At 63.4% G+C, this 21,897-nt stretch carries 15 protein-coding genes; 8 read left to right on the forward strand and 7 right to left on the reverse strand.

Going from position 1 to position 21,897, the window contains the following annotated elements; genetic code table 11:
- Position 1 precedes the first annotated feature (1 nt).
- Entirely contained in the window at positions 2-1,258 is a 1,257-nt protein-coding gene (locus tag IRI77_RS02775; protein ID WP_194450566.1) for an SAM-dependent methyltransferase, read from the forward strand.
- Between the two features lie 12 nt (positions 1,259-1,270).
- On the opposite strand, the gene IRI77_RS02780 is transcribed toward IRI77_RS02775, so the two are convergent.
- Genes IRI77_RS02780 through IRI77_RS02795 form a run of 4 tightly spaced genes read right to left on the reverse strand, consistent with a single transcriptional unit; the run spans position 1,271 to position 5,363 of the window.
- On the reverse strand, positions 1,271-2,977 hold the full coding sequence (locus IRI77_RS02780) for a hypothetical protein (protein WP_194450567.1): 1,707 nt from the start codon (positions 2,975-2,977) through the stop codon (positions 1,271-1,273).
- Positions 2,961-4,151, reverse strand: a complete 1,191-nt coding sequence (nrfD, locus tag IRI77_RS02785) for an NrfD/PsrC family molybdoenzyme membrane anchor subunit (protein ID WP_194450568.1) — start codon at positions 4,149-4,151, stop codon at positions 2,961-2,963. Before nrfD ends, IRI77_RS02780 begins: the two co-directional genes overlap by 17 nt.
- Positions 4,152-4,163: 12 nt before the next feature.
- Entirely contained in the window at positions 4,164-4,901 is a 738-nt protein-coding gene (locus IRI77_RS02790; protein ID WP_194450569.1) for a 4Fe-4S dicluster domain-containing protein, read from the reverse strand.
- 12 nt (positions 4,902-4,913) lie between these two features.
- Complete coding sequence (locus tag IRI77_RS02795) at positions 4,914-5,363, reverse strand: multiheme c-type cytochrome (protein WP_194450570.1); 450 nt, start codon at positions 5,361-5,363, stop codon at positions 4,914-4,916.
- Between the two features lie 292 nt (positions 5,364-5,655).
- On the opposite strand from IRI77_RS02795, the gene IRI77_RS02800 reads away from it, so the two are divergent.
- The gene (locus tag IRI77_RS02800; protein ID WP_194450571.1) at positions 5,656-8,736 is read left to right on the forward strand and encodes a hypothetical protein; all 3,081 of its coding nucleotides are present in this window, start codon (positions 5,656-5,658) and stop codon (positions 8,734-8,736) included.
- A gap of 49 nt (positions 8,737-8,785) precedes the next feature.
- On the opposite strand, the gene IRI77_RS02805 is transcribed toward IRI77_RS02800, so the two are convergent.
- Positions 8,786-11,545: an NHL domain-containing protein gene (locus IRI77_RS02805; RefSeq protein WP_194450572.1), complete on the reverse strand. Its 2,760-nt coding sequence runs from the start codon at positions 11,543-11,545 to the stop codon at positions 8,786-8,788.
- Positions 11,546-11,948: 403 nt separating this feature from the next.
- Here IRI77_RS02805 and IRI77_RS02810 point away from each other — a divergent pair, with 403 nt between their 5' ends.
- From IRI77_RS02810 to IRI77_RS02835, 6 genes are read left to right on the forward strand one after another with little or no spacing between them, the layout of a single operon-like run.
- Positions 11,949-13,088 (forward strand): hydrogenase small subunit, encoded by a 1,140-nt coding sequence (locus IRI77_RS02810; RefSeq protein WP_194450573.1) that lies wholly within the window; start codon positions 11,949-11,951, stop codon positions 13,086-13,088.
- A 3-nt stretch (positions 13,089-13,091) separates the two neighbouring features.
- Entirely contained in the window at positions 13,092-14,813 is a 1,722-nt protein-coding gene (locus tag IRI77_RS02815; protein WP_194450574.1) for a nickel-dependent hydrogenase large subunit, read from the forward strand.
- 13 nt (positions 14,814-14,826) lie between these two features.
- Positions 14,827-15,552, forward strand: coding sequence for a Ni/Fe-hydrogenase, b-type cytochrome subunit (gene cybH, locus IRI77_RS02820; RefSeq protein ID WP_194450575.1), 726 nt, complete (start codon positions 14,827-14,829; stop codon positions 15,550-15,552).
- The gene (locus tag IRI77_RS02825) at positions 15,533-16,075 is read left to right on the forward strand and encodes a hydrogenase maturation protease (RefSeq protein WP_194450576.1); all 543 of its coding nucleotides are present in this window, start codon (positions 15,533-15,535) and stop codon (positions 16,073-16,075) included. Before cybH ends, IRI77_RS02825 begins: the two co-directional genes overlap by 20 nt.
- An 11-nt stretch (positions 16,076-16,086) precedes the next feature.
- Complete coding sequence (locus tag IRI77_RS02830) at positions 16,087-16,950, forward strand: carbon-nitrogen hydrolase family protein (RefSeq protein ID WP_194450577.1); 864 nt, start codon at positions 16,087-16,089, stop codon at positions 16,948-16,950.
- 54 nt (positions 16,951-17,004) lie between these two features.
- Positions 17,005-18,189: a radical SAM protein gene (locus IRI77_RS02835; RefSeq protein WP_194450578.1), complete on the forward strand. Its 1,185-nt coding sequence runs from the start codon at positions 17,005-17,007 to the stop codon at positions 18,187-18,189.
- Positions 18,190-19,922: 1,733 nt separating this feature from the next.
- On the opposite strand, the gene IRI77_RS38545 is transcribed toward IRI77_RS02835, so the two are convergent.
- Together IRI77_RS38545 and IRI77_RS02845 are read right to left on the reverse strand one after the other, a co-directional pair.
- Positions 19,923-20,081, reverse strand: coding sequence for a helix-turn-helix domain-containing protein (locus IRI77_RS38545; protein WP_407674101.1), 159 nt, complete (start codon positions 20,079-20,081; stop codon positions 19,923-19,925).
- A gap of 491 nt (positions 20,082-20,572) precedes the next feature.
- On the reverse strand, positions 20,573-21,895 hold the full coding sequence (locus tag IRI77_RS02845) for a glycoside hydrolase family 2 (protein ID WP_194450580.1): 1,323 nt from the start codon (positions 21,893-21,895) through the stop codon (positions 20,573-20,575).
- Between the last annotated feature and the right edge of the window lie 2 nt (positions 21,896-21,897).

The raw sequence follows: 21,897 nt of genomic DNA on the forward strand, positions 1-21,897 counted from the left end.
CATGAACAAGCTGGCAAAGCGCATGCTGATGAGGGTGCTGGAAGGCATCACGGCGTCGGAACTGGAGTTGGTGTCGGAGGGGCGGTCGCACCGCTTCGGCGACTCCGGCTCGAACCTGCGTGCCCGGCTGGTGGTGCACAATGAACGCTTCTTCGTCCGCGCCCTGAAGGGCGGAGACACGGGCATGGGCGAGTCGTACATGGATGGCGACTGGTCCTCGCCCGACCTGGTTTCCCTCGTCCGCCTCGCCGTGCGCAACAGTGCGGCGCTGGAGCGGTCGAATGGCTTCTTCGCCTCGCTCAGCCTCTTCCTGAACAACGTGCGCCACCGGCTGCGGAAGAACACGATCGCCGGCAGCCGCCGCAACATCCAGGCCCACTACGACCTGAGCAACGACTTCTTCCGCCTCTTCCTCGACAGGCGCATGCTCTACTCCTGCGGCTGGTACGAGACGCCGCAGGACTCGTTGGAGACCGCGCAATTCCAGAAGATCGATCGCATCTGCCGCAAGCTGCAGTTGCAGCCCGGGGATCATGTGCTGGAGATCGGCACAGGTTGGGGCGGCTTTGCCTTGCATGCGGCGCGGGGATACGGCTGCCGGGTGACCACCACTACGATCAGCCGGCAACAGTACGACTACGCGAAACAGCTCTTCGAGTCCGCCGGCCTGGACGGGCAGATCCAATTGCTGCTGCAGGACTACCGGCTCCTCACCGGCCAGTACGACAAGATCGTCAGCATCGAGATGTTCGAGGCCATCGGGTATGAACACTACGACGACTATTTCGCCGCCTGCAACCGGCTGTTGAAGCCGGATGGCTCGATGCTGCTGCAAACGATCACGATGAACGAGCAGCGGTTCCCGGCCTATCGCAAGCAGAGCGATTGGATCCAAAAGTACATCTTTCCGGGTGCGCAACTGGCTTCCGTCCGCGGGATTCTGGACTCGCTGGCGAACGTCACCAGCCTCTCGATGTTCCACTGTGAGGCCATGGGGACACACTATGCCCGGACGCTGGCCGCCTGGCGCGAGCGGTTCCATCGAGCCCTGCCGCAAGTCCGGCAACTGGGCTTCGACGAGCGCTTCATCCGCATGTGGGACTACTATCTCGCCTTCTGCGAGGGTGCGTTCCTGGAGCGCCACATCAGCGATGTGCAGCTCATGCTGACGAAAAACTACAATCCGAAAACGCTGTTTCAGGAACCCTGGCAGCAGCAACACAATGTCGAGCGGCGGGGCTCCCTCGTCGAGCAATGAGTCCTTGCGAAGCTACCGGCGCATCAGCCGCGGCAGCAGGATCAGCCCCGAGCCGCAGAAGATCAGGGACAGTACGAGCAGCAGCGACTGGCCCTGCTGGAGGTCCTCGGCGAGCAGCTTGATGCCGGCCAAGGCCAGCAGGGGGTAAGCGAGCCGGGTGATCTCCGCGCGGCTCCATCTGGCGCCGGCCCAGGCGGCGGCGATGGCTAAGGCGGTGAGCATGGCTGTGCGGATAGGCGCTGCCGGGGAGAGATAGCGGCAGGTCCAGGTAGCGGCCAGGCCCGCGGTGCCCCACACGACCAGTGCCGCCATGACTACGAGTTCCACGTCATCCAGCCAGTGGCGCTGCTTGTCGGCAAGGATCAGCACCGCGTAGCAGGACGCGGCGCCCGCCAGGGCCAGGACGTACTCCGCCGGGATGCTCTCGGCGAGTCCTCCGCTGACTCGAATGATCCTCGAGGTCGCCTCCACCATCAGGCTGGAGTGCCAGACGCCGAGCAGCAGATAGAGGGCGGCGTGGATCCGCAACGTGTCGCGGCCGCCGTGCAGGCCGGCCAGCATCAGCAGGACCGCCAGCAGGGACCACGCGGCAACCAGTGCGGCTCCGCTCAGGAGCACGGCGCAGCCCAAGGGAATCAACAGAGCGCCGAAGGTGGAGTAGGTGTGGAAATTGCGGTCCCGCTTGTGTTCCTTGTCCAGAAAGGCGAAGGACACGACGTAGCAGGCCGAGCCCGCAAGCAGGCAGAAGAGGCCGACGCTGAGGGTGCCGGCCGGAGCGGAGCCGGAGAAGCGCAGAGCTCCACCCATGGAGATGGCAAAAGCGATGGCGGCCTGGCCGATTTCAAACCACGTGATGTTCAGGCCCCGGAAGATGGTGCGGCCCACCGTGCCGGCCAGATAGATGGTGAGCAGGGCAATCTGCGCACCCGCGACGGCGCCGGGCCGGATGGGCGCCAGGAACTCGCTGCCCGCCGCCGCACGGGTCGCCAGTTCGGCCAGGGCCACGACACAGAGATCGGCGGCGATGGCGGCGATCCAGCGCAGCCCCAGCCAGTGATCGCGGAAGGCCGACATCTCGACGGCGGCGGCGATGATCAGTAGTGTCACCGTCCAGAGTGAGGCATCGTGCGTTTCGCGAAACAGCGCGCAGGCGGTCAGCAGTGCGGCCGGAGTGACGATCCAGCCGATGGCGGTGACGTTCTGTTTCCAGCCGATGGCCATGCCGAGGAGAGCAAAACCGACCACGACCACTGAGGCGCTCGCCGCTGAAATGAGATGGAAGCGAATGGTCATCTCCCATAGCATGGGGACGAGGATCAGCGCCGCCGTCAGGGCGTGGACCGTGCTGTAGACAGGCCGCTCGCTGGCACGCCGCGCGGCCAGGTAGAGCCACCACGCGGCATACAGAATGCCGGCCGCCGCAGCCGCCGCGCCCGCGATGCCGCCGGATTCGGTGAACGTGCGCAACAGATAGGCGCCGGCGATCCCCATCACGGCCCAGCCAAAGAGGGGCATGAGGTTGGGCGCGGCATCGAAGACGGCTCCGCCCGCCGTCACAGCCTTGACTTCGTCCGCCTCGATGCGAACCGCCTGTGGCTCCAACTGGGCTGGTTGCGGCAGCGTGGCGTGCTCCAGGGACGCGACGCGAGACTGCAGTTGCGAGACGGTCCGGCTCAGTTCCTCCAGCCGGACCAGGATCGTGTCACGAGACTCCTCCATGCGGTCCTCCCACTACTCGGGCATGCGTGGCCGACCAGGGGGGCAATAACGTGATCAGCCCCCAGATAATGACGAACGGAAGAATCATTAGGAAGACCGCGGGCAGGAGTCCTTCGCGCGTCGCGAATTCCATTTTGTAGGTGGTGTAGCCGAGGAAACTCTTGGAGAACAGTTGTCCGCCGATGACGACGTTCCACCTCATCGCGAAGATGCCGATCAGTGTGAGGCCGCCGGCAGCGCCGTACATCAGGCGGCGAGTCGCTTCGCTGAAGCGATAGACCTGATTGGCCGCGAGCAGGGCCAGTGGCACACAGGTGCCCGCAATGATCTGCAGCAGCACCTGGGAGAAGAAGAGCCTTGTATGGACCATGAAATCGAGGCTCTGGAAGGATTCACCGGATTCATAAATGCGATGGATCAGGTCGAGCATTTCCAGGGAGAAGTCGATGACGAAGGTATAGAACAGATAGCGGGCGATGGTGTCGAGGCATCGCATATCAATACTTTGTTTGCGCATCTTCGAGGCCGCCATGTACATCAACATGACGAGCGCAATGCCGGAGACCATGGCGGAGAAGAGAAACACGATGGGCATCAGCGGCGTCGACCACCATGGATTCGCCTTCACCGATCCGAAGATGAAGCCGACATAGCCGTGCAGCAGGAACGCCGACGGGATACCGACCACCGTGATGATGTAGCCGGCGCGCTCATCGATGGCGAGCGCCTTGTCGCTGATATTGTTGGAGCCCAGCGTCAGCACGCGGTAGATCCAGCGCTTCAGGCCCGTGGCCGATTGCGCCAGTTGGACGATGTCCTTGCGGTAGTCGAGCCAGATCTCCAGGAACAGCACCACGGCCAGGTACCACATGTAGACGAAGCCGAACATGGCCATGGCCGACGTCTTGTGTGGGGTGGTGAACATTTCGTAGGAGCGCTCCGGATGGCCCAGGTGCAATTGCAGCGGCAGCGGCGCCACCAGCATGAAGCCAAAGGCTGTCAGCAGCGCGAGCCGGTAAGTGGGCTTCACGGCCTCCACACGGAACACACGCTCCAGCGATGCGAGAATAAACGCGCCGGCCACCAGGCCTGTGATGAAGGGGTAGAGCACGATGAGTATGCTCCACTGCAACTCCACCTCGTTCGGATACATGAACCCTTCCACGCCGTGCATGTTGTATCTCCCTTAACGCACCGATTGATCCAACGACTTGTAGTAGACCTTTGAGCCCGTCGCCATGTGCGGCTTCAGCACCTGAATCGAGTTGGTGCGCAGGATCTCATGCACCGGGTCGTTGGGATTCTTCAGGTCGACGAGTTGTCTCGCCCCCGTTGGGCACGTCTCGCAGCACGCCGTGGTGAGCCCCTGGCTGATGCGGTGGTAGCAGAGCGTGCACTTATCGACCACCTCCTTTTGCGGATCGATATACCGGCAGCCGTAAGGGCAGGCCTGCACGCAATAGCGGCAGCCCAGGCAGTAGGACTTGTCGACCAGGACAAGGCCATCGGGCGTCTCGAACGTAGCCCCCACCGGGCATACCTGTACGCACGGGGAATGTTCGCAATGGTTGCAGAGCTTCGGCACGAAGAAGTTCTTGGTGTTCTTATGCTCGGTATTCGGGAAGCCGTCCATGCCGCCGTTGGGCGATTCCACAATCGGATGCTCTGCCGGATAGTCGGGGACGCTGTAGCGCTCCACCCAGGTACGAAAGTATCCGGTGGGCACGCCGTTTTCCTGGGAACAGGCACGGACACAGTTGCCGCAGCCGATGCACTTTGCAATATCGACAATCATGCCCCAGTAGTGATCAGCCAGTTTGTACTTTGATTCCGGCGGCGCTGCCGAAACTCCATTCTTGTGATCAAGAAACGCGGCTGCTGCTGGAGTGAGTATCAGGAGAAGATGTCTGCGAGTCAGTTCCATGATGTCATCCCCTTAACCGATCTTCGGGCTGTGCGGCTGATGACAGCCATTGCAGGCGTCTCCGCCGGAATGATCCTTCGAGAGTACCTGCGGAAACTTTGCTGGCTTGGCTGAGTTCGCCTCGTGACACCGGGCGCAGAGCATTCTCGTATCGGGCAAAATCGGCTTCGCTACGCCCGTGTCCTCGGCATGTTTGGCCTGGGGACCATGGCAGGCCTCGCAGCCGATGTTGGCGTGCTTCGAGGCTTTCAGTACTTTCAACTGATCGTCATGGCACATCTCGCAGGTGGGTCTGCCCGCGAAGGCAATCGGCCGCGCCCGGATCTCCTCCAGGGCAGAACCCCGGAAGTGCCCATACTGGCCGAAGGTCGCGGGCATGACCCGCTGCCGGATGAGCAGAAAGATGATCAGCGCGGCGCCGAACAGTGCCGCGATCCGGACAAGATGTGCAGCCTCTTTCATTCACGGCTCCTATGGCCGGGCAACATTTGCAATTCGTGTTCCACTTCAGAATCGTTGGCACTATGCACACAGCAAGAAGACAAGTGGGTCGAAAGACCCGAAGTGTGGGGCAACTTGCGCGCCCCTTGTTGGGGCTAACCCAATGCTCAAAGCGCCACTCAATATATGTTGAAAATGGCAACACTTTGACATCATCCAACGCCTGTCTTTGCTTGTCGCAGGGTGACCGCGAAGTTGCCGGGGCTACTGGTCCATCTGGAAACTGCCTATAATCAGGTCCGAAGGTGTAGTAATGCCTCGACCAGCTCTCCTCCTCGTCCACCTCTGTCTACTCTCCTCGTGTGCGCTTTCGGCCCAAACCCCCGTCCTGCCCGGCAAGGCCGTCAACTTCTCCCTACCCGCGGTTCAGAACGCCACCTTGTTCCACGGAGACTACAGCCATCTGCTCCATGTACCCGCCACGGCGACCAGTGCCACTGTTGAGATTCGCAGCACTCTCGCTGAAGTCGATGTCGATCTCCATGTCCGCTTTGGGACCGATACTGAAGTGGCCGGAGGGGCCATTGTTTCGGATTATTCCTCGGTGGGTTTGACCGCAGCCGAGCGAATCGTCATCGACGGTTCCGCCTCTCCTCCTCTGCGCGCGGGCGACTACTACATCTCCTACGCCGTGTATACGAAGGGCGTTGAGATCCCGCTCACCCTGACGGTCACACTGGCAGGCGAGTCGACCGAACCCGTCGCGCTGGTCACATCCGACATCCCGGACCCGTGCCTGCTGACTGCCTCCCGGGATTTCACACTCGCCCAGGCCGCACGCATTCGCCGGGTTCTCGCCCTCTATCAATGGGAGACGGACGAAGCGCAAGTCGACTACACCATCCTGCGCGGCCCGGTGGCGGTGACCAGCGGATCTCTGGCCCGTGGCGCCTGCGTCTCCGAAGGATCTTCGTGGTGCCTGGCGGAAGCCGATGCGGACGTGACCTTGCCCTCGGGCCCCTACCGGTTGCAGTTGGCGCAACCCCAGGCTTGTTCCGCCGCGGATGCCGGACCCGCGGTCGTTGCGATCTATGGTGACCTGCTTCCGGCGCCCTCCTGGCGGCCGCTTGCCGAGACCGTTGCCGGTCCTGACGGTGGAGTGATCGAAGCCGGCTTGTCGATCCAGGTTCCAGCGGGCGCTCTGGCGGCGCCCGTGCCCGTGCGTGTTGCGACTCTGGACACAACTGAGCCTGCTTCGCCCCAGCGGCTATCCGCCATCTATCAACTGGAGGGGCTAGGCTTGAACCAGTCGCGGCCAATCTCGATCTCCATACCGCTCACCGCCGCTCCGCAGGGAGCGTTGACCATCGTGTGGTCTACGTCGATGCCCGCCGGACTCACCACCCCGCAAGGCGTTCGTCTGTTGCCGGCAAGCTACGAGAATGGCCGCGCGGTGGCCGAACTGCCTGCGGTGGACCTGGGCAGCGCGGAAGACGGAGTCTCCGCTACCTCCAACTCAAAGCGCAGATCCGCTCTCGTGGATCCAACTTCGCTCACCAGCCGGCTCTATGTGCTCGGGGGCTTTGCCGAGGTTGGATCGCCGTCCGGCCGCTTCGTCATCCACTACCCGGTGAGTGGTGACGCGGTGCAGGAGATCGCCGAGGAGACCGGGATCTTCCTGGACTCGGTGGAAGCACGCCTCAAAACCATGGCCGTTGACACCTCCCGCCGGACCTCCCGCATCGATGTCTATCTGGCCTCCCCCAACGGCACCGAAGGTTCTCTGTTCGGCTTGAATAGCACTTCCGGCGATCCCATCAATGGAGTCACGGAGAGCGACATCTGGGGGGCGGCCAACGTCGGCTACGTCCTGAACTTGAACTTCGCCACCGATCGGGAGAACTTCCACATCACGGCCGCCCACGAACTGCTGCACGTCTATCAGGCGGCCTTTGACCCGCGCAACGTCTCCCTGCGCAGGGCCGTGACCGACTCACCCTGGCTGTGGCTGCTGGAGGCGACCCCCACCTGGCTGGAGCGGGCATTCTCTGACCATCCCGACAAGTTCACCCCCACGGAAGCCGTGCACCACCGCTTCTACGCCTTCCGGCACGGCCTCAATTACTCCACCGCCTTCGACACCACGGACAACTACCACGGCTACGGAGCAGCCAGCCTGATCGAGTATCTTGCCCCGGTGCAGAGCCCCAAGGCGAATTTCCTGGGCAAGCTCATGGAGCAGTTTGCCGCTTCCAAGGGCATCCTGCTCACGACGAACCGCTACTCGACTCTCGAAGCGATCCGCAACCTGACGGGGGAGCCCTGGATCACCCTCTGGCCGGGCTACTTTGCCGAACTTCTGGAAGGCCGAATCTATCCCGCGATCAGCGTCTACAAGTCCTCTGGTGTGACCGGCTCGATGCTCGCCTTCCAATCAGACCCTGAAGTCATGAAGTCGACCTTTAGTCTGGCCGGCGACACCGCGAAAGCCCAGACCTTTGCGTTCCCGTGGCAGGCTCCGCCGTTGTCGGCCGCGCTGATGTATGGGGTCGTCCCGGCGCGATCGGCCCTGCCTGCCGGGGCACGCCTGACCTATCGCTTTCTCACTGCGTCCAGTGGCGACTACTTCTTCCTCTACCACTTTGACGGGAAGACCGGCCAGACCACCCGGCTCTATCATGGGTCGGCGCCCTTCACCATCGACAACCTGGCTTCGCTGGCCACCGACGCCACCACCGAGCTCTACGCGTTCATTCTCAACGCGGAAGACCAGCCGGATGCGGGCGCCACCTGCAATCAGCGCGAGTTCCAGGCGATCTACGATCCCGGCACCCCGAATCCGCTCATCAAGGCGACGGGGGTGTCGGTCAGGGTAAACGCTTTGCCGACCTTTGTGGACCCCGTTACCAAGGGCACCACCGACTCGTTCATCGGCTGGAATGAGTTCATCACCAATGCGCACTGCGGTTCGAATGCGGTGCGCAACAATTCCTGGTCCGGCACCACCTTCAATGTGGTCGCGGATTGCGATGGCCGCATGGGGGGAGAGGACAACCCGGTGGGCGTCGCGCACACGACGGCGACTGTGAAGATGAACCCGTCGTTCACCGCCATCGATCAGCTCCAGATGAACCAGACCCTGACCGTGCGGACCTCCAATCACGTGGGCGAATATCGCAAAACGACCTCGATCTGCCTGCAGAACCTGCCGCCCGACGACACGGTGAAGTACAAGTCCTATGTTCAAACGGTGCCCTCGGCGGATGCCCCAGGCAAGGTCTGCGGCATTGAGATCAAGCGCGAAGCGCTCAATGGGGAGGCCGTCACCAACACACTCATCCTGAAGTCGCTGGAGTGGCCGGCGGCCGCGTCGTTGCGGGTTGAGATTCAATAGTTCACCGGGCGGATGCAGCCGCAGACCGGCATCCGCCCAACTTGGGCCCCTATGCTGAAGGGCGTGCTGCCGCTACGGCCACCGTCACCTCGGGCTGCGTCGAGACCCCGCCCACCTGGACTGCAACCGGTACCTGCCCACCCACCGGCGCGGCCGCCGGCACGCGCACTTTCACCTCGACGACGCCCGGCTCGACGAGCTCCGCCGAAACCACTTCATCCGCCGGGACCTCTCCGAAAAGCACCGCCACGGGCAGCACCGGTTTGGGGCGTGGATCCGCTGGCACCGCCCCCGGAGCCACGTCCGCATCCAGCAGCCCGGCACCGGTCAACCGCAGAGTCAGCACCTCGCCCACCGCCACCGGAGTCTCCACGGCGTTGGCCGTTCCATCCTGGTTCTTCGCCTGCGCCTGGCCCTTGCCGTCTTCCCCTGCAAAGAGACCAGGAGCCGATGGGGTCTGGGTCAATTGAATCCGGTTCGTGAGAACCCCGCCGCGCAGAATCTCGATGTAGCTGATGACACGCGCCGTCAGCGGCACAATCGCTCGCACCTTGCCCGAGGACGCCGAGACCACCGGGGCCGGCGACGAGTTGATCAGGACCCGGGTTCCTCCGGCCTCACCGCCAAGGACGCCGAACTCGTCGACCACGCCGGCCGCGGGTTCCTCCGGACCAATGCCCGGCCCCTCCACCTCGATGATCTCGCCCGGAGCGATCGGGCCCGTCAGTTGACTGGCCGCGTTCCGCACCAGCCCGGCATCCAGGGTCTTGGGCAGCAGCCGGTAAATCGTCGTGCCGGCTGAGAAGTAGAGCTGGCCCTTGGTATCGACCGCGACCGATTGCAGCGTGCCGAAGGCCACAGTGGACGGGTCGGCGCTCTCCAGCGCAGTCGCGGTTGTCTTGCTGGCGCCCGCCACGGTGGTGATGACGCCATCCGGATCGATGCGGCGGATATAGCCGGCGTACTCGGCCAGGAAAATGCTTCCGTCTTTGTCGCAGGCAATGTCGGACAGGAAACCCAGGCCGGCCGAGATAGCAGGCCCCCCATCCCCGCTACGGCTGGTCGCGCCCGTGCCCGCGATGGTGCGGATGATCCCCTGGGCATCGACTTTGCGGATCCGGTAGTTGTCGGCGTCGGAGATAACCAGTCCGCCGTCCGGAGTCATGCACAGGCGGTTGGGTCGCGCCAGTTGGGCCGAGACCGCTGCGCCGTTGTCCCCCGTGTAGCCGTAATTGCCGTTGCCGGCCACTGTCGTGATGTTGCCCGAAGCATCCACCCGCCGGATCCGCGAATGATTGGTGTCCGCAATATAAAGCTGGCCTGCCGCGTCCGTCGTGACGCTCTCCGGCCAGATGAAGGTCGCCTTGACCGCCGGACCGCCGTCCCCGATGGCCGCCGCGGTGCTGCCGCTGGCATTGCCGCCGCCACCCGCAATCGACAGCGTGCTCTCCGCGCTCACCATGCGAATCAGGCTCGCGTCGGCATCGTATGCCTCCACGGAATCGCCGCGCTGCGCCACGTAGAGGTTGCCCTGTGCATCGTGGCTCGTCGCCCAGGGAAAGAAGAGGCTTCCCTCCGTAGCCGCACCCCCATTGCCGCCCGACCCCGGAATGCTGTTTCCGGCCACCGTGCTGATCTCTCCGGCTTGCGTGATCCGCCGGATCATGTGGTGATCGGAGTCGGCCAGAAAGAGATTGTCGTTCGCATCGAAACTCAGGCCCCGCGCAGTGATCAGCCGCGCATTCATGGCCATCCCGGTGCCGCCCATGTAGGTGAGGTCAGTGGTCCCTGCGAAGGTCGTGATCACTCCGTCCGTGTCGACGCGCCGGATGAGGCGATTGTCGATGAAATAGAGAGCACCCTCCGGACCCACGGTCAGGTGGGTGGGATAGGAGACCTGTGCCGCTTGCGCGCTGCCTCCATCGCCGGAGTAGCCTCTGACACCCGTGCCCGCAAAGGTCATGAGCCGGCCCGCGGCCACGTTGCGCACACGCGCGCCATACGACTCGGAGATGTACACCGCACCGCTACTCGACGCGGCTACGCCATACGGATAGCTCAGCGTCGCATTGGTAGGCGCGATCCCCTCTTTCCCGTAACTCTCACTGCCGCCGCCCGCGAAGGTCGACAACAGGCCGCTTTTCGTGTCCAGCACGCGGATCCGCGAACTGTTGGACGAGGAGATGTACAGCCGCCCCGCGCTATCCAGTGCAAGCTGCTCGGGACTGATCACCTGCCCCGACGTGCCCGGTACGTTCTCCCCATAGGTGCTGCCGGACGTGCCGGCCACGGTCGTCATCGTTCCTTCCGCGCTCATCCTGCGGATCCGGCTTGCGCCCTTTTCCGCGATATACAAATTGCCGGCCGTGTCGAAGACCAGGCCGCTGGGCCCTTTGACCGTGGCCTCCAGCGCCGGAACATTGTCGGCCACGGGAGTCGTCTTGCCCGTCCCCGCGATCAGTGTCTCCGTCCCGTCTTCGTTCAGCCGGTAGATCATGTTCTGGCCGTAGGCGCTGTAATAAATGCTGCCGTCCGGATGCACGGCGACACCCCCCATGGTCGCTTTCGGGCGGAGCACGGTGACAGTCCCATCCGCGCCAATCCGGAAGAGGCGCGCCAGTCGGGTATCCGCAATCAACAGCGCGCCATCCGGCGTGAAGGCCAGATCGTAGGGCTGTTCCAGGTACAGGCTTAGCGGCGTCAGCGCGCCGGTCTGGAGTGTCGATCCGCCGGCAAACCGGCTCACCACATAGCCCTCCCGGTACTGCGCACTCAATGCAATGGAGAAACAGGCAAGAGCGGCGAGCATCAGTCGCCCCCGATTCGACCACGATGCCGTAAACAAGATAATTACCTCCGATGGTCAACTTAGCACGAGGAAAAATGGAGCGCCTCCCCCTGGGAAGTCAAGGACCCTAGGTCACGCAAGTCACCCACCCCACTGGGTCTTGCCACGCACGCCTGACTGTTCGATAGCCGGGCATTGGGGCATTTGCGCCACATGCCTTCGGCCGGTGCGTCGACGGAACCCCGCCCCTCACCGGTTTTCCGCCGATTTCTTTGGATTCCCGCCGTTTCATCGACTGGTCACAAAAATGCATATCCGCCCGCCAGGACGCGCGCCGCGACTCACCTCGCCAGCCGCCGATGGACCCCGTTGTCCCTCTGAAGCCGACTCGTGCGCGCCGCCCGTCGTGTCAGGAGGGTTCGTGATGTCGCTTCGTTCCGCTCCGTCCACGTACGATCTGCTCCGCACCCATGGAGTCGATCGCCGCACTTTCCTACGTTTCTGCACCGCCACCGCCGCTGCCCTGGGCTTGGAATCCGCCCTCATTCCGCAGGTGGTTTCGGCCATGGAGACCAAGCCCCGCCTGCCTGTCCTGTGGCTGCACGGTTTGGAGTGCACCTGCTGCAGTGAGAGCTTCATCCGCTCATCACACCCCATTGCCGCCGATATCGTCCTCAACATGATCTCGCTGGATTACGACGACACCCTCATGGCTGCCGCCGGCGACCAGGCGGAGGAGAACCGCCGCCGCATCATGAAGGACTACAAGGGCCAGTACATTGTCGCGGTCGAGGGCAATGCCCCCACGCGCGACGGCGGGGTCTATTGCACCATCGGCGGCGAGACCTTCCTCAGCATCCTGAAAGAGACCTGCGCCGACGCCAAGGCGGTCATCGCTTGGGGCTCCTGTGCCTCCAATGGCTGTGTCCAGGCCGCCAAACCCAACCCCACCGGAGCCACGCCCGTCCACGAGATCATTCACGACAAGCCCGTCATCAACGTCCCCGGCTGCCCGCCCATCGCCGAGGTCATGACCGGGGTCATCACCTACATCCTTACCTTCGACGCCCTGCCGGAACTCGACCGCTTCGGCCGCCCGAAGATGTTCTACGGCCAGCGCATCCACGACAAGTGCTACCGCCGCGCCTTCTTCGACGCCGGCCAGTTTGTCGAGAACTGGGACGACGAAGGCGCCCGCAAGGGCTGGTGTCTTTATAAGATGGGCTGCCGCGGCCCGATGACCTACAACTCCTGCTCCACCATGAAGTGGAACAACGGCGTCAGCTTCCCCATCGGCTCCGGCCACCCCTGCATCGGCTGCAGTGAAGAAAACTTCTGGGACAACGGTCCCTTCTATCAGCGGCTCGGCGCCATCCCAGTTCCTGGAATCGATTCCACACCGGATGCCGTCGGCAAGACCCTCGCCGTCCTCACCGGAGCCGGTGTGGCCGCTCACCTCGTCTCCCGCGCCGCCCTCGGCGGTGTCATGAAGAAGATCACCAGTCCGCCCGCGCAGCCGCCGCCCGGCCCGGCAAAGGACGACACCAAGGAAGGGGGCAACTGAGCCATGGCGACCCGAATCGTAGTCGATCCCGTCACTCGCATTGAAGGCCACCTCCGAGTGGAGGCCATCCTCGACGACCAGCGCCGCGTGAAAGACGCCATGAGCACCGGCACCATGTGGCGCGGCATCGAGGTCATCCTGCAGGGCCGCGACCCGCGCGATGCCTGGGCCTTCACTGAGCGCATCTGCGGAGTCTGCACCACCGTCCACGCCCTCACCAGCGTCCGCGCCGTCGAGAACGCTCTAGGCATTCAGGTGCCGCGTAACGCCGACTCCATCCGCAACATCATGTTCCTCGCGCAGATGATCCACGATCACGTGGTGCACTTCTACCATCTGCACGCTCTCGATTGGGTCGATATCGTCAGCACCCTCAAAGCCGACCCGGCGGCCACCGCCGCCCTGGCCCAGAAGGTGTCGCCCCACTGGCCCAAGTCGACTGAAGGCTACTTCCGCGACACCCAGGCTCGTCTCAAAAAGTTCGTCGAGTCCGGCCAGTTGGGCCTCTTCCAGAACGCTTACTGGGGCCACCCCGCCTACAAACTGCCGCCGGAAGCCAACCTGATGGCCGTCGCCCACTACCTGGAGGCGCTCGCCTGGCAGAAGGAGATCGTCAAGATCCACACGGTCTTCGGAGGCAAGAATCCGCATCCCAACTACCTGGTGGGCGGCATGGCCTCCGCCTTCAACATGCAGGGCGACAACGCCATCAACCAGGAGCGCCTCAACCTCGTCAAGGAGAAGATCGAGGAGGCCGCGGCCATCGTCAACGACCTCTACATCCCCGATCTGCTCGCCGTTGCCTCCTTCTACCCCGAGTGGGCCGCCATCGGCGGAGGCCTCGGCAACTTCATGGCCTACGGAGACGTCCCGCAGAACGGCGTGGGCGATCCCGCCCAGTTCCGCCTGCCGCGCGGCATCATCCTGGGCAGGAATCTGGCCGAAGTCGTGCCCCTCGATCACGCCGACGCCAACCAGATCACCGAGGAGATCTCACACTCCTGGTATCAGTACGCCGGCGGCAAAACAGCGCTCCATCCCTGGGACGGCGAAACCACCCCGCACTACACCGGACCCAAACCGCCCTACAAAAACCTGGACGAAACCAAGCCCTATAGCTGGCTCAAGGCGCCGCGCTGGAAAGGCAAGGCCATGGAGGTCGGACCGCTCTCCAGGATGCTGGTCGGCTATGCCAGCGGACGCACCGAGTTCAAGGACATCGTCAACGACGCGCTCGGCAAGCTGAAAGCGCCTCCGGCCGCACTGTTCTCTACTCTCGGCCGCACCGCCGCGCGAGGACTCGAGGCCGCTCTCTGCGTCGGCTGGCTTCGGCAGGAGTACGACCGTTTGATTGCGAACCTTCGCAACGGCGATAGCGCCACCGCCGACACCAGGCGTTGGGATCCGTCCACCTGGCCCAAGGAGACCAAGGGCTACGGCTTCACCGAAGCCCCGCGCGGCGCACTGGCCCATTGGATCCACATCAAAGACGGCAAGATCGCCAACTACCAGTGCATCGTCCCCTCCACCTGGAACGCCTCGCCTCGCGACGCCCAAGGCCAGTTGGGCGCCTACGAGTCGGCCCTGATCGGCACGCCCATGGCCGATCCGGCCCGCCCGCTGGAGATCCTGCGCACCATCCACAGCTTTGATCCCTGCCTGGCCTGCGCCTCGCACGTCTTTGGCCCGGATGGCGAGAAGCTCGCCGAGGTCGTCGTCCGCTAGGAAGGAGAACGTCATGGCCACCGCCTATGAACGCCTGGACCTCTCGCCCGGCGAAGCCAAGTTCGGCATGCGCTACGTCTGGGAATTCCCGGTGCGATTGTCGCACTGGGTCAACGTCGCGGCCATCCCCATCCTCTTTGCCACCGGACTCTATATCGGAGCCCCGCAGCTCGCACCCAATGGCGAAGCCTGGCAGCATTTCGTCATGGGCCGCGTCCGACAGATCCACTTCGTGGCCGCTTACGCTCTGCTGTTCAGCTTTCTGTTGCGCGTCTTCTGGTTCTGGGTCGGCAACAACTACGCGCGCTCGGGCTTCCCCTTTGTGTGGCGAAAAGCATGGTGGGGTGATCTCGCCGCCCAAACCCTGCAATACCTCAAGCTCGATCGCGGACACGTCCACCTGGGCCACAACGCCCTGGCCGGCGCCAGCTACACTTTCTTCGTGATCTTCCTGGGTTGGTTCCAGATCCTCACAGGACTGGCGCTCTACTCAGAGACCAATCCGGGCGGCTTCTGGAGCCGGCTCACCGGCTGGGTGTTCCCTCTGTTGGGCGGCTCCTACGGCGTCCGCCTCTGGCACCACACCACGGCCTGGGGCTTTGTCGTCTTCGTCATCCTCCACATCTACATCGTGCTGTACGACAACGCCCAGTTCCGCAATGGCCTGATCTCGTCCATCATCTCGGGCTTCAAGTTCTACGAGAAAGGCGACCTCGACCATGACAAATGGCTCACCTGAGCCGCCCGCAGCAGGGCAGGGCAGCCGCTCGGCGGGTTTCGATCCGCCGGGCCCCGCCCCGGTACTTGTCCTGGGCTTAGGCAATCTCCTGCTCAGCGACGACGGCGTCGGCCTGCGTCTTCTCGAATTGCTCTCGGCCGACCCCGCCCCCGGAGTCGAATATGTGGATGGGGGGACCCAGGGATTAGCCCTGCTGGGCCTGTTCGAAGGCCGCCATTCGGTGGTCGTCTGCGATGCCGTGGCCCTCGACGGGGAACCCGGCGCCATCCATGTTCTCGACAAGGCGGCGATCGCGGAATTGCGAGGCAGCCGCGCGGGCTCGGCTCACGAGAGCAACGCGCTGGGCTTGCTGCAGGCGCTCACTCTTCTGGGCCAGGACCCGGACGAACTGTGGGTGGTCGGCATCGAGCCCGAAGTGGTGCGCACGGGCATTGGCCTGTCCGCTTCCGTCACTGCGTCCTTGGCCGGCTGCGTCCAGCAGGCGAGGCAGTTGATTCCGCGCCATGCCTCCATGCGACCATAGTTCCAAACCTGATGAAGTCCACAGTAAGAGTTGCCGCCGTCTCCGCTGAGAGCCACCCCGCCCGCACCGAAGCAAACCTGGATACCATCCGCCGTTGTGCCCGCAAAGCAGCGGAACAGGGGGCCGATCTGGTGCTCTTTCCCGAACTCAGCGTCACCGGCTTCGTTCCGAACCATCCCGTGGGCGATCACGCGCAGTGGCTGCGCGAGGTCCTGCAAGGCGCCTGGGCTATGGCGGAGCCGCTCAACGGTCCCGCTGTGCGCGAACTCGCCGCCATTTCCGCCGAAACCGGAGTCTTTCTGGCCGCGGGGCTCCTGGAGAATGCGGGCAACGTCCTCTTCAATACGCATGTGCTGGCCGGCGAAGGCCGCGTCTACGCTCACTGGCGGAAGATGCACATCCCGATGTTCGAAATGCAGGTCTACAACGGCGGCGGCGTTCCTGAGGTCGTCGACACACCCTTGGGCCGCATCGGCGCGAACATCTGCTTCGATACGCTCCTGCCCGAGTCCACCCGCCTGCTGGCCGTGCAGGGTTGCGAAATCGCGCTGTTTCCGTTCGCCGCCGATCCCGCCCCCGGCACCGCCGAAGCCTGGGCCGCCTGGGCCCGTCCCGTGCTCCAGGCGCGTTGTGCGGAAAACGGAATCTACGGAGCCGCCTGCAACTACCTCGGCAGCGTCTCCTTCGCGGGCGCCAGCCAGTCGTTCCCAGGCGGAGCCATGACGCTAGCCCCCGGAGGCCAGGTCCTGGCGGAAGGTGCAGCCGAGCTGCTGCTGACCGACTTCACCGCCCAGGGCCTGCTCGATGCGCGGGCGGCCTTCGAGTACACTTTCCGCTTCCGCCGGCCAGAGCTGTACGGTTCCCTCACTCGTTAGCGGTGCAGTCCGTCGGAACGTACACCGGGTTCTCCGGCGAATTACACTGGATTTATGAGCCGATTCCGCGAATTGACTCTCCTCTCTTCCGCGGACGGCGCACGGATGGCCCTTGGTTTCCCCCTGGCCGCGCTTCACCTGTTGCGCGATGGAGCCGTTACCCAGGGCGCCACGCCCTTTCCCCGGAGGCTCGGACTCTTCCTCACGAATCGCTGCAATTTCGCCTGCCCGATGTGCGCCGTGCAGGATGCCCGCGACGAAGGGCTCGCCCACGGCGGCGACATGCCCTTCCAAATCCTCGACACAGTTTTGGCCGAATGTTCGCCCCATCAGCCGGTGGTCGATCTCATTGGCGGCGAACCGCTGCTCTACCCGCGCATCGGCGAAGCCGTGCAACTGGCCTCGCGCCGCCGCGTTCTCGCGGTCCTGACGACCAACGGTCTCAAGTTGGAGCAGCAGGCCGAAGCCCTGGTGAAAGCCCGTCTACCCATGCTCCAGATCTCAATCGATGGCTGGGACGAGCCCTCGCAAGCCGCGCGCGGCGGAGTGAGAGACTCGCTGAGCCGGATCCGTGCCGGCATTCGAGCCGTGCAGCAGGCCCGCGGACGCCGGTCATTTCCTGCGATCCGCGTCCTCACCGCCATCACTCGGGTCAACCATGCTCACCTCGATCGCATCCAGCAACTTGTCGCGGAACTGGGTGTCCGTTCCTGGGGCCTCTCCAACTACTTCTACGTCAACCGCAATGCCCACGCCCGGCACCAGGAGTTTGCCCTGTTGCACGGCCTCACCGGAGCCGTCGTCGCCCATTCGATCCCTGGAGATGTCTATCTGGATTCGGTCCAGGTGGCTGGCCTCAAGGCTTCTCTCCTGCGCGTAAAAGCCGCAAACCGAACGCTCCGGCTGAAGATCGCCTACGCCTGGGACATCGACCTGGACAGCTACTACTCGACCCGCGAGGCCGCCCGTGGCCTGCTCTGCGAACTACCCTGCCGGCGTCTCGACATCCAGACCGACGGCCGGATGGCGGTCTGTGTCAGCGGCAAACAACTGGGCCAGGTAGGCCGCGACAGCATCACGCAGGTGCGGCAAGGTGCGGCCATGGCCGGCTACCGCCGCCTTTACGAGCAAACCCGCCCCATGCCCATGTGCTTCCGTTGCTGCGGCTTGTCGCAGTCGATCCGGTTTGACGCCGTGGCTGTGCCCCATCGCGAGCCGGCAGCAACTGCGCGCCAGTGACCGCGGAGCGCGGCCGAGAGCCACCAGCGACGGAAGTGCTCACGTTTCTATGACACCCAGAAGAGGAACGCGAAGTTTCGATAGGAAGGCTGTGAACTTCAGAGAGAAATGGCGGGCCTTCTTCGGTGCTTCGGGGCGTTCACCCACACGGCCGGCGCTCAAGCGGTCCCTTTCGTAGCCTTACAGCGCAATTCAACCTTTTCCACCCAACGGCGAAAGCGCGGCTGAAGGTGTTCAGCGTGATGATTCACTGCTTCGCGAGCCGCTTTCAGGTGCTCCGCACGAGCCTCCGGTGATTGTCCGGAGAGCGCGAATTGCAATATGGCCCTGAACACTGATCGATAGGATCCGTGGCCTCGCATAGTCGGATAACGCACAAGGATCTGCCACTCAGGCTGCTCAAGAAGCCGACTGAGTGTCTCTACGCTCCGGCAAAGCGAGAACCATCGTTCAGCGTCCTCACGCAGCGCCCTCAGCGCTAGTTCGGCGGAGTCGAAGCAGGTCGGACCTGCAACTGCGGCGCGCATTGCAGGCATCAACCACATCTGAAGTTGGCACTCACCGTACTTCGGTCGAAACTCACCGTGACGGTTTCTTCTGACGCCATCGTGTTCAGCCAGTTCCGGCCAGAATACCCCTAGTCCCAGACGAAACAGACCGGAGGGGTATTCGTTTGCTCGCTTCTCAAATGGGTCCATGGGGATAAATGAGACGACCTCAATGGAGTTTCCGGTGGGACGGTGGGCGAGCCGATCACTGAATTCGACAAAGCCATTCGCGCGCAATTGCGGCCATAAGCATTCTCGAGCCGAGAGAACCACATGCCCTGCCCCCTCAATCTGAATAGAGGGGCGTGTGATTGGGCCCGTGGACCAATTCGCCCCGAAAAGCTGACACTCCGGCGGGTGGATAGCAAACTCATCCTGCGGTAGTGAGATCGAACCCAATACCCCCGTGAGGAGGTCCCTGAGGCGATACGACTCCAGCTCAACTTCGATTGGTCTTGTGAACCCAGGTGAGTATATGTCTAGCTTCGCTTCAGCTGAGGCATTGATGGCAGCAAGGCATGCACTCGCAGACATGGAATCCGGTGATTGGGTATGTAGTTCTACCTTTAGGCTGGCCAAGAGATCACAAGCGGAGAAAGAGCCCGGGGCACCTGAAGTACCGAGACCGAGCGTCTCCGTCCCCCTAAGCGGCGCTGCGTTCTCAGACATTGCGAGAACAACACTGCCGAGGTCTTCGAACGCTGTGAACCATGGAGGGGCCTGTTCTTCCAGCAGGCAGATAACTTCATTGAGCACCGCGGCCATCGTGCTACCGTCCGGGGCGACATAGAAGATGTCGGCCCTCTCGAAGCCGTCGACCGTAGTTCTCTTCTTCAGGTGCACCCGGAATGAGCATGCGGGCTCCTGTGGGCGTGCAAGGCCGATCGAGTCCCTCTTCACCCACCTGTCAAAGGTACTTCCCCTAAGCAAGACTCCTAGGTTCAGAGCGAACGAAAACGTTGTGCAGCCGAGCCCATCCGCCAGGTGAGAATTGAACGACTGGAAGTTGACCACATCAATCAGTGGTCCCCGATATCGCCATGCATTGCGGCCATCAAACTTGGAGAAACCCTGACGCCGAAGAACCGGCCACACTTCTGATCGTAGGAGCTTGCTAACAACTTTGCTATCCATCTCAGCAAGCGTTCCTATCCGTCGGCTCCGAAATCACTTTATAGGCTTCGATCATTTCGTCCTCTTCTGCGACAGGGTCCGCCACAACGTATGGCGACTGACATCAAGTTCATCGGCAACCTGCACTTTGCTGTACTCCCCGGACAACAGGAGCGTCCTCGCCTTCTTCAAGTCGGCCGCATCGAGCGCCTTGCAAAGGGAGACGTTCAGTGGCCTGTCACTGTCGTTCTATCCGCATATTCTGCCAGGCAAAAACCTCCAGTATCCTACTCTAAACGACCACTTCCGATCACACCGGATCCGCCTCATTCCCGATCTGGCTCTCATTACCCCAACTTCCTTCGCTGGCGTCTGCTCCCCCGCCACCTTCGCCCAAAGCCCAGCCCGTTGCGCGTGCATTTCCTCCGTAAAGGCCTTGTCTCCAAACGGCTGGCCAGAGTGCGTCGCGCGGCGCAGCCTTCTTAGCGCGATCTCCACCTCCGGTTCATTCAACAGGCGCACCCAGGCTGGATCGGCGCCCTCCGTTCGGCAAAAGGACAGGTCCGCGATCCGCGCCGGCTCTTCCCCTGACAGATGAGCCTCCGCGCTCGATCATCCATATCTCCGCGGATCGGTCACCAGCCCGGGCGGCCCGAACACGGCAGGATGATTCAGTCTCATCCAAATACGGGGGTGCCATACCACGACGTCCACCTTTCACATCACGCGATCAACCGCGCAACGTCCCCCCCATCGCCGATCAATGCGTTCTCTTTGGAAGGCAAGGTTCGGACGATCAGCAAGGCCGTCAGCGGGACGGCGATCGCGTAGACATACTGTGTCCGCGACACGCCGATGCCGAACGGAAACCAGATGCCCGGCACGCCGATCGGATCGAGCAGTTCGGCGCCGAACAATGCGGCCATCGTCGAGGCCAAGGTGCCGAGCGCCAGGAGCCGCCTTGGTCCTGTGCGGGCAATGCGCGCGCCGATCACGATAAACAACGCGATCGACCCCAGCCGGCTGCCGCTTGTGACATTCGCCGCACGCATCACGGCGCCGATGGCCCCCGCGACCGACAGCAGTGCAGCCAACACATCGAGGCTGCGCCACGGACGCTCGCACCAACGGTTCCAGGCCAACGTCCAGACCGCCACCATCGGCACCCACATCACCGACGCCTGCCACGCATAGGTGTCCAGATCGATCAGATCGGTCCATGCGACGATCGCGTTGCTGAGTCTCCTCGCTGCCATCAGCGCCAGCGCCATGCTGGCCAGCATCAGGAAACTCCTGCGGCTGCTGCGATACCGGTACCCCAGCGCCAGGCCGATGACCGCGAACATGGCGGCCGGTTCGATCACTTCGACAATGTAACCGGCGATGGTTCGTCCCCATTGCACACGGTGCAGCGCTTCGCTAACCGGCCGCTGAGCGAGTATGGGCGCGCTGTGCATGCCGCCGCCGTCCGCGCTGCCGCCGGAGCCGGGCCGCATGTATGCGCGGACAGCGATCACGCCACGGGTGCCCGCCGCATCGCTGGGAAGCGCGAACCGAAGTGGCCGCGTACCAACGACGCGAGGCGCCGGGCCGAGCTCGCCCGACCCGCCCAGTAACCGGCCGTTCCAATATAGTTCGTAGCCGTCCTCGACGAGGGTCGGCCCCAGGATCTCCCACGATGCGCGTCCGGCCGGCACCGCCACCGCGCGCCGGTACCACGCGTAGCCGTGATAGCCGGGATGACCGTGCGCCATCCACCCGCCTACGTAGTCCGGCAGGCCCACGTCGCCGTCGTGGCTGCCAGGCAAGGCCGTCATATCGACCGTCTCCCAACCGCTATCGTCCGCATTGCCGTCTGCCCAGTGTGGGTCATCGCCGGTCCGGAATCGCCAGGAGCCATCGAGCAGCGTAGCTGCGGCCCGCAGCGCCGGCGGATCGGGGCGACCGCCGCTTGCCAGGTCGGCGGTCACGATGGCCACCGCCAGCAGCGTCGCCATCACGATGCCGGCGATCAGTTTTAGTTGTGTTGCATCGCTTGGACTCATTG

Origin of the sequence: Paludibaculum fermentans, from assembly GCF_015277775.1 — a bacterium.
Taxonomy (GTDB): domain Bacteria; phylum Acidobacteriota; class Terriglobia; order Bryobacterales; family Bryobacteraceae; genus Paludibaculum; species Paludibaculum fermentans.

Excerpts from the sequence above, each read along its gene's own strand:
- IRI77_RS02825 (WP_194450576.1), top strand. The coding sequence starts at position 15,533 with ATGACAAATGGCTCACCTGAGCCGCCCGCAGCAGGGCAGGGCAGCCGC.
- IRI77_RS02790 (WP_194450569.1), bottom strand. The coding sequence starts at position 4,901 with ATGGAACTGACTCGCAGACATCTTCTCCTGATACTCACTCCAGCAGCA.
- IRI77_RS02835 (WP_194450578.1), top strand. The coding sequence starts at position 17,005 with ATGAGCCGATTCCGCGAATTGACTCTCCTCTCTTCCGCGGACGGCGCA.
- nrfD (WP_194450568.1), bottom strand. The coding sequence starts at position 4,151 with ATGCACGGCGTGGAAGGGTTCATGTATCCGAACGAGGTGGAGTTGCAG.
- cybH (WP_194450575.1), top strand. The coding sequence starts at position 14,827 with ATGGCCACCGCCTATGAACGCCTGGACCTCTCGCCCGGCGAAGCCAAG.
- IRI77_RS02780 (WP_194450567.1), bottom strand. The coding sequence starts at position 2,977 with ATGGAGGAGTCTCGTGACACGATCCTGGTCCGGCTGGAGGAACTGAGC.
- IRI77_RS02805 (WP_194450572.1), bottom strand. The coding sequence starts at position 11,545 with ATGCTCGCCGCTCTTGCCTGTTTCTCCATTGCATTGAGTGCGCAGTAC.
- IRI77_RS02815 (WP_194450574.1), top strand. The coding sequence starts at position 13,092 with ATGGCGACCCGAATCGTAGTCGATCCCGTCACTCGCATTGAAGGCCAC.
- IRI77_RS02775 (WP_194450566.1), top strand. The coding sequence starts at position 2 with ATGAACAAGCTGGCAAAGCGCATGCTGATGAGGGTGCTGGAAGGCATC.
- IRI77_RS02830 (WP_194450577.1), top strand. The coding sequence starts at position 16,087 with ATGAAGTCCACAGTAAGAGTTGCCGCCGTCTCCGCTGAGAGCCACCCC.
- IRI77_RS02800 (WP_194450571.1), top strand. The coding sequence starts at position 5,656 with ATGCCTCGACCAGCTCTCCTCCTCGTCCACCTCTGTCTACTCTCCTCG.
- IRI77_RS02810 (WP_194450573.1), top strand. The coding sequence starts at position 11,949 with ATGTCGCTTCGTTCCGCTCCGTCCACGTACGATCTGCTCCGCACCCAT.
- IRI77_RS02795 (WP_194450570.1), bottom strand. The coding sequence starts at position 5,363 with ATGAAAGAGGCTGCACATCTTGTCCGGATCGCGGCACTGTTCGGCGCC.
- IRI77_RS02845 (WP_194450580.1), bottom strand. The coding sequence starts at position 21,895 with ATGAGTCCAAGCGATGCAACACAACTAAAACTGATCGCCGGCATCGTG.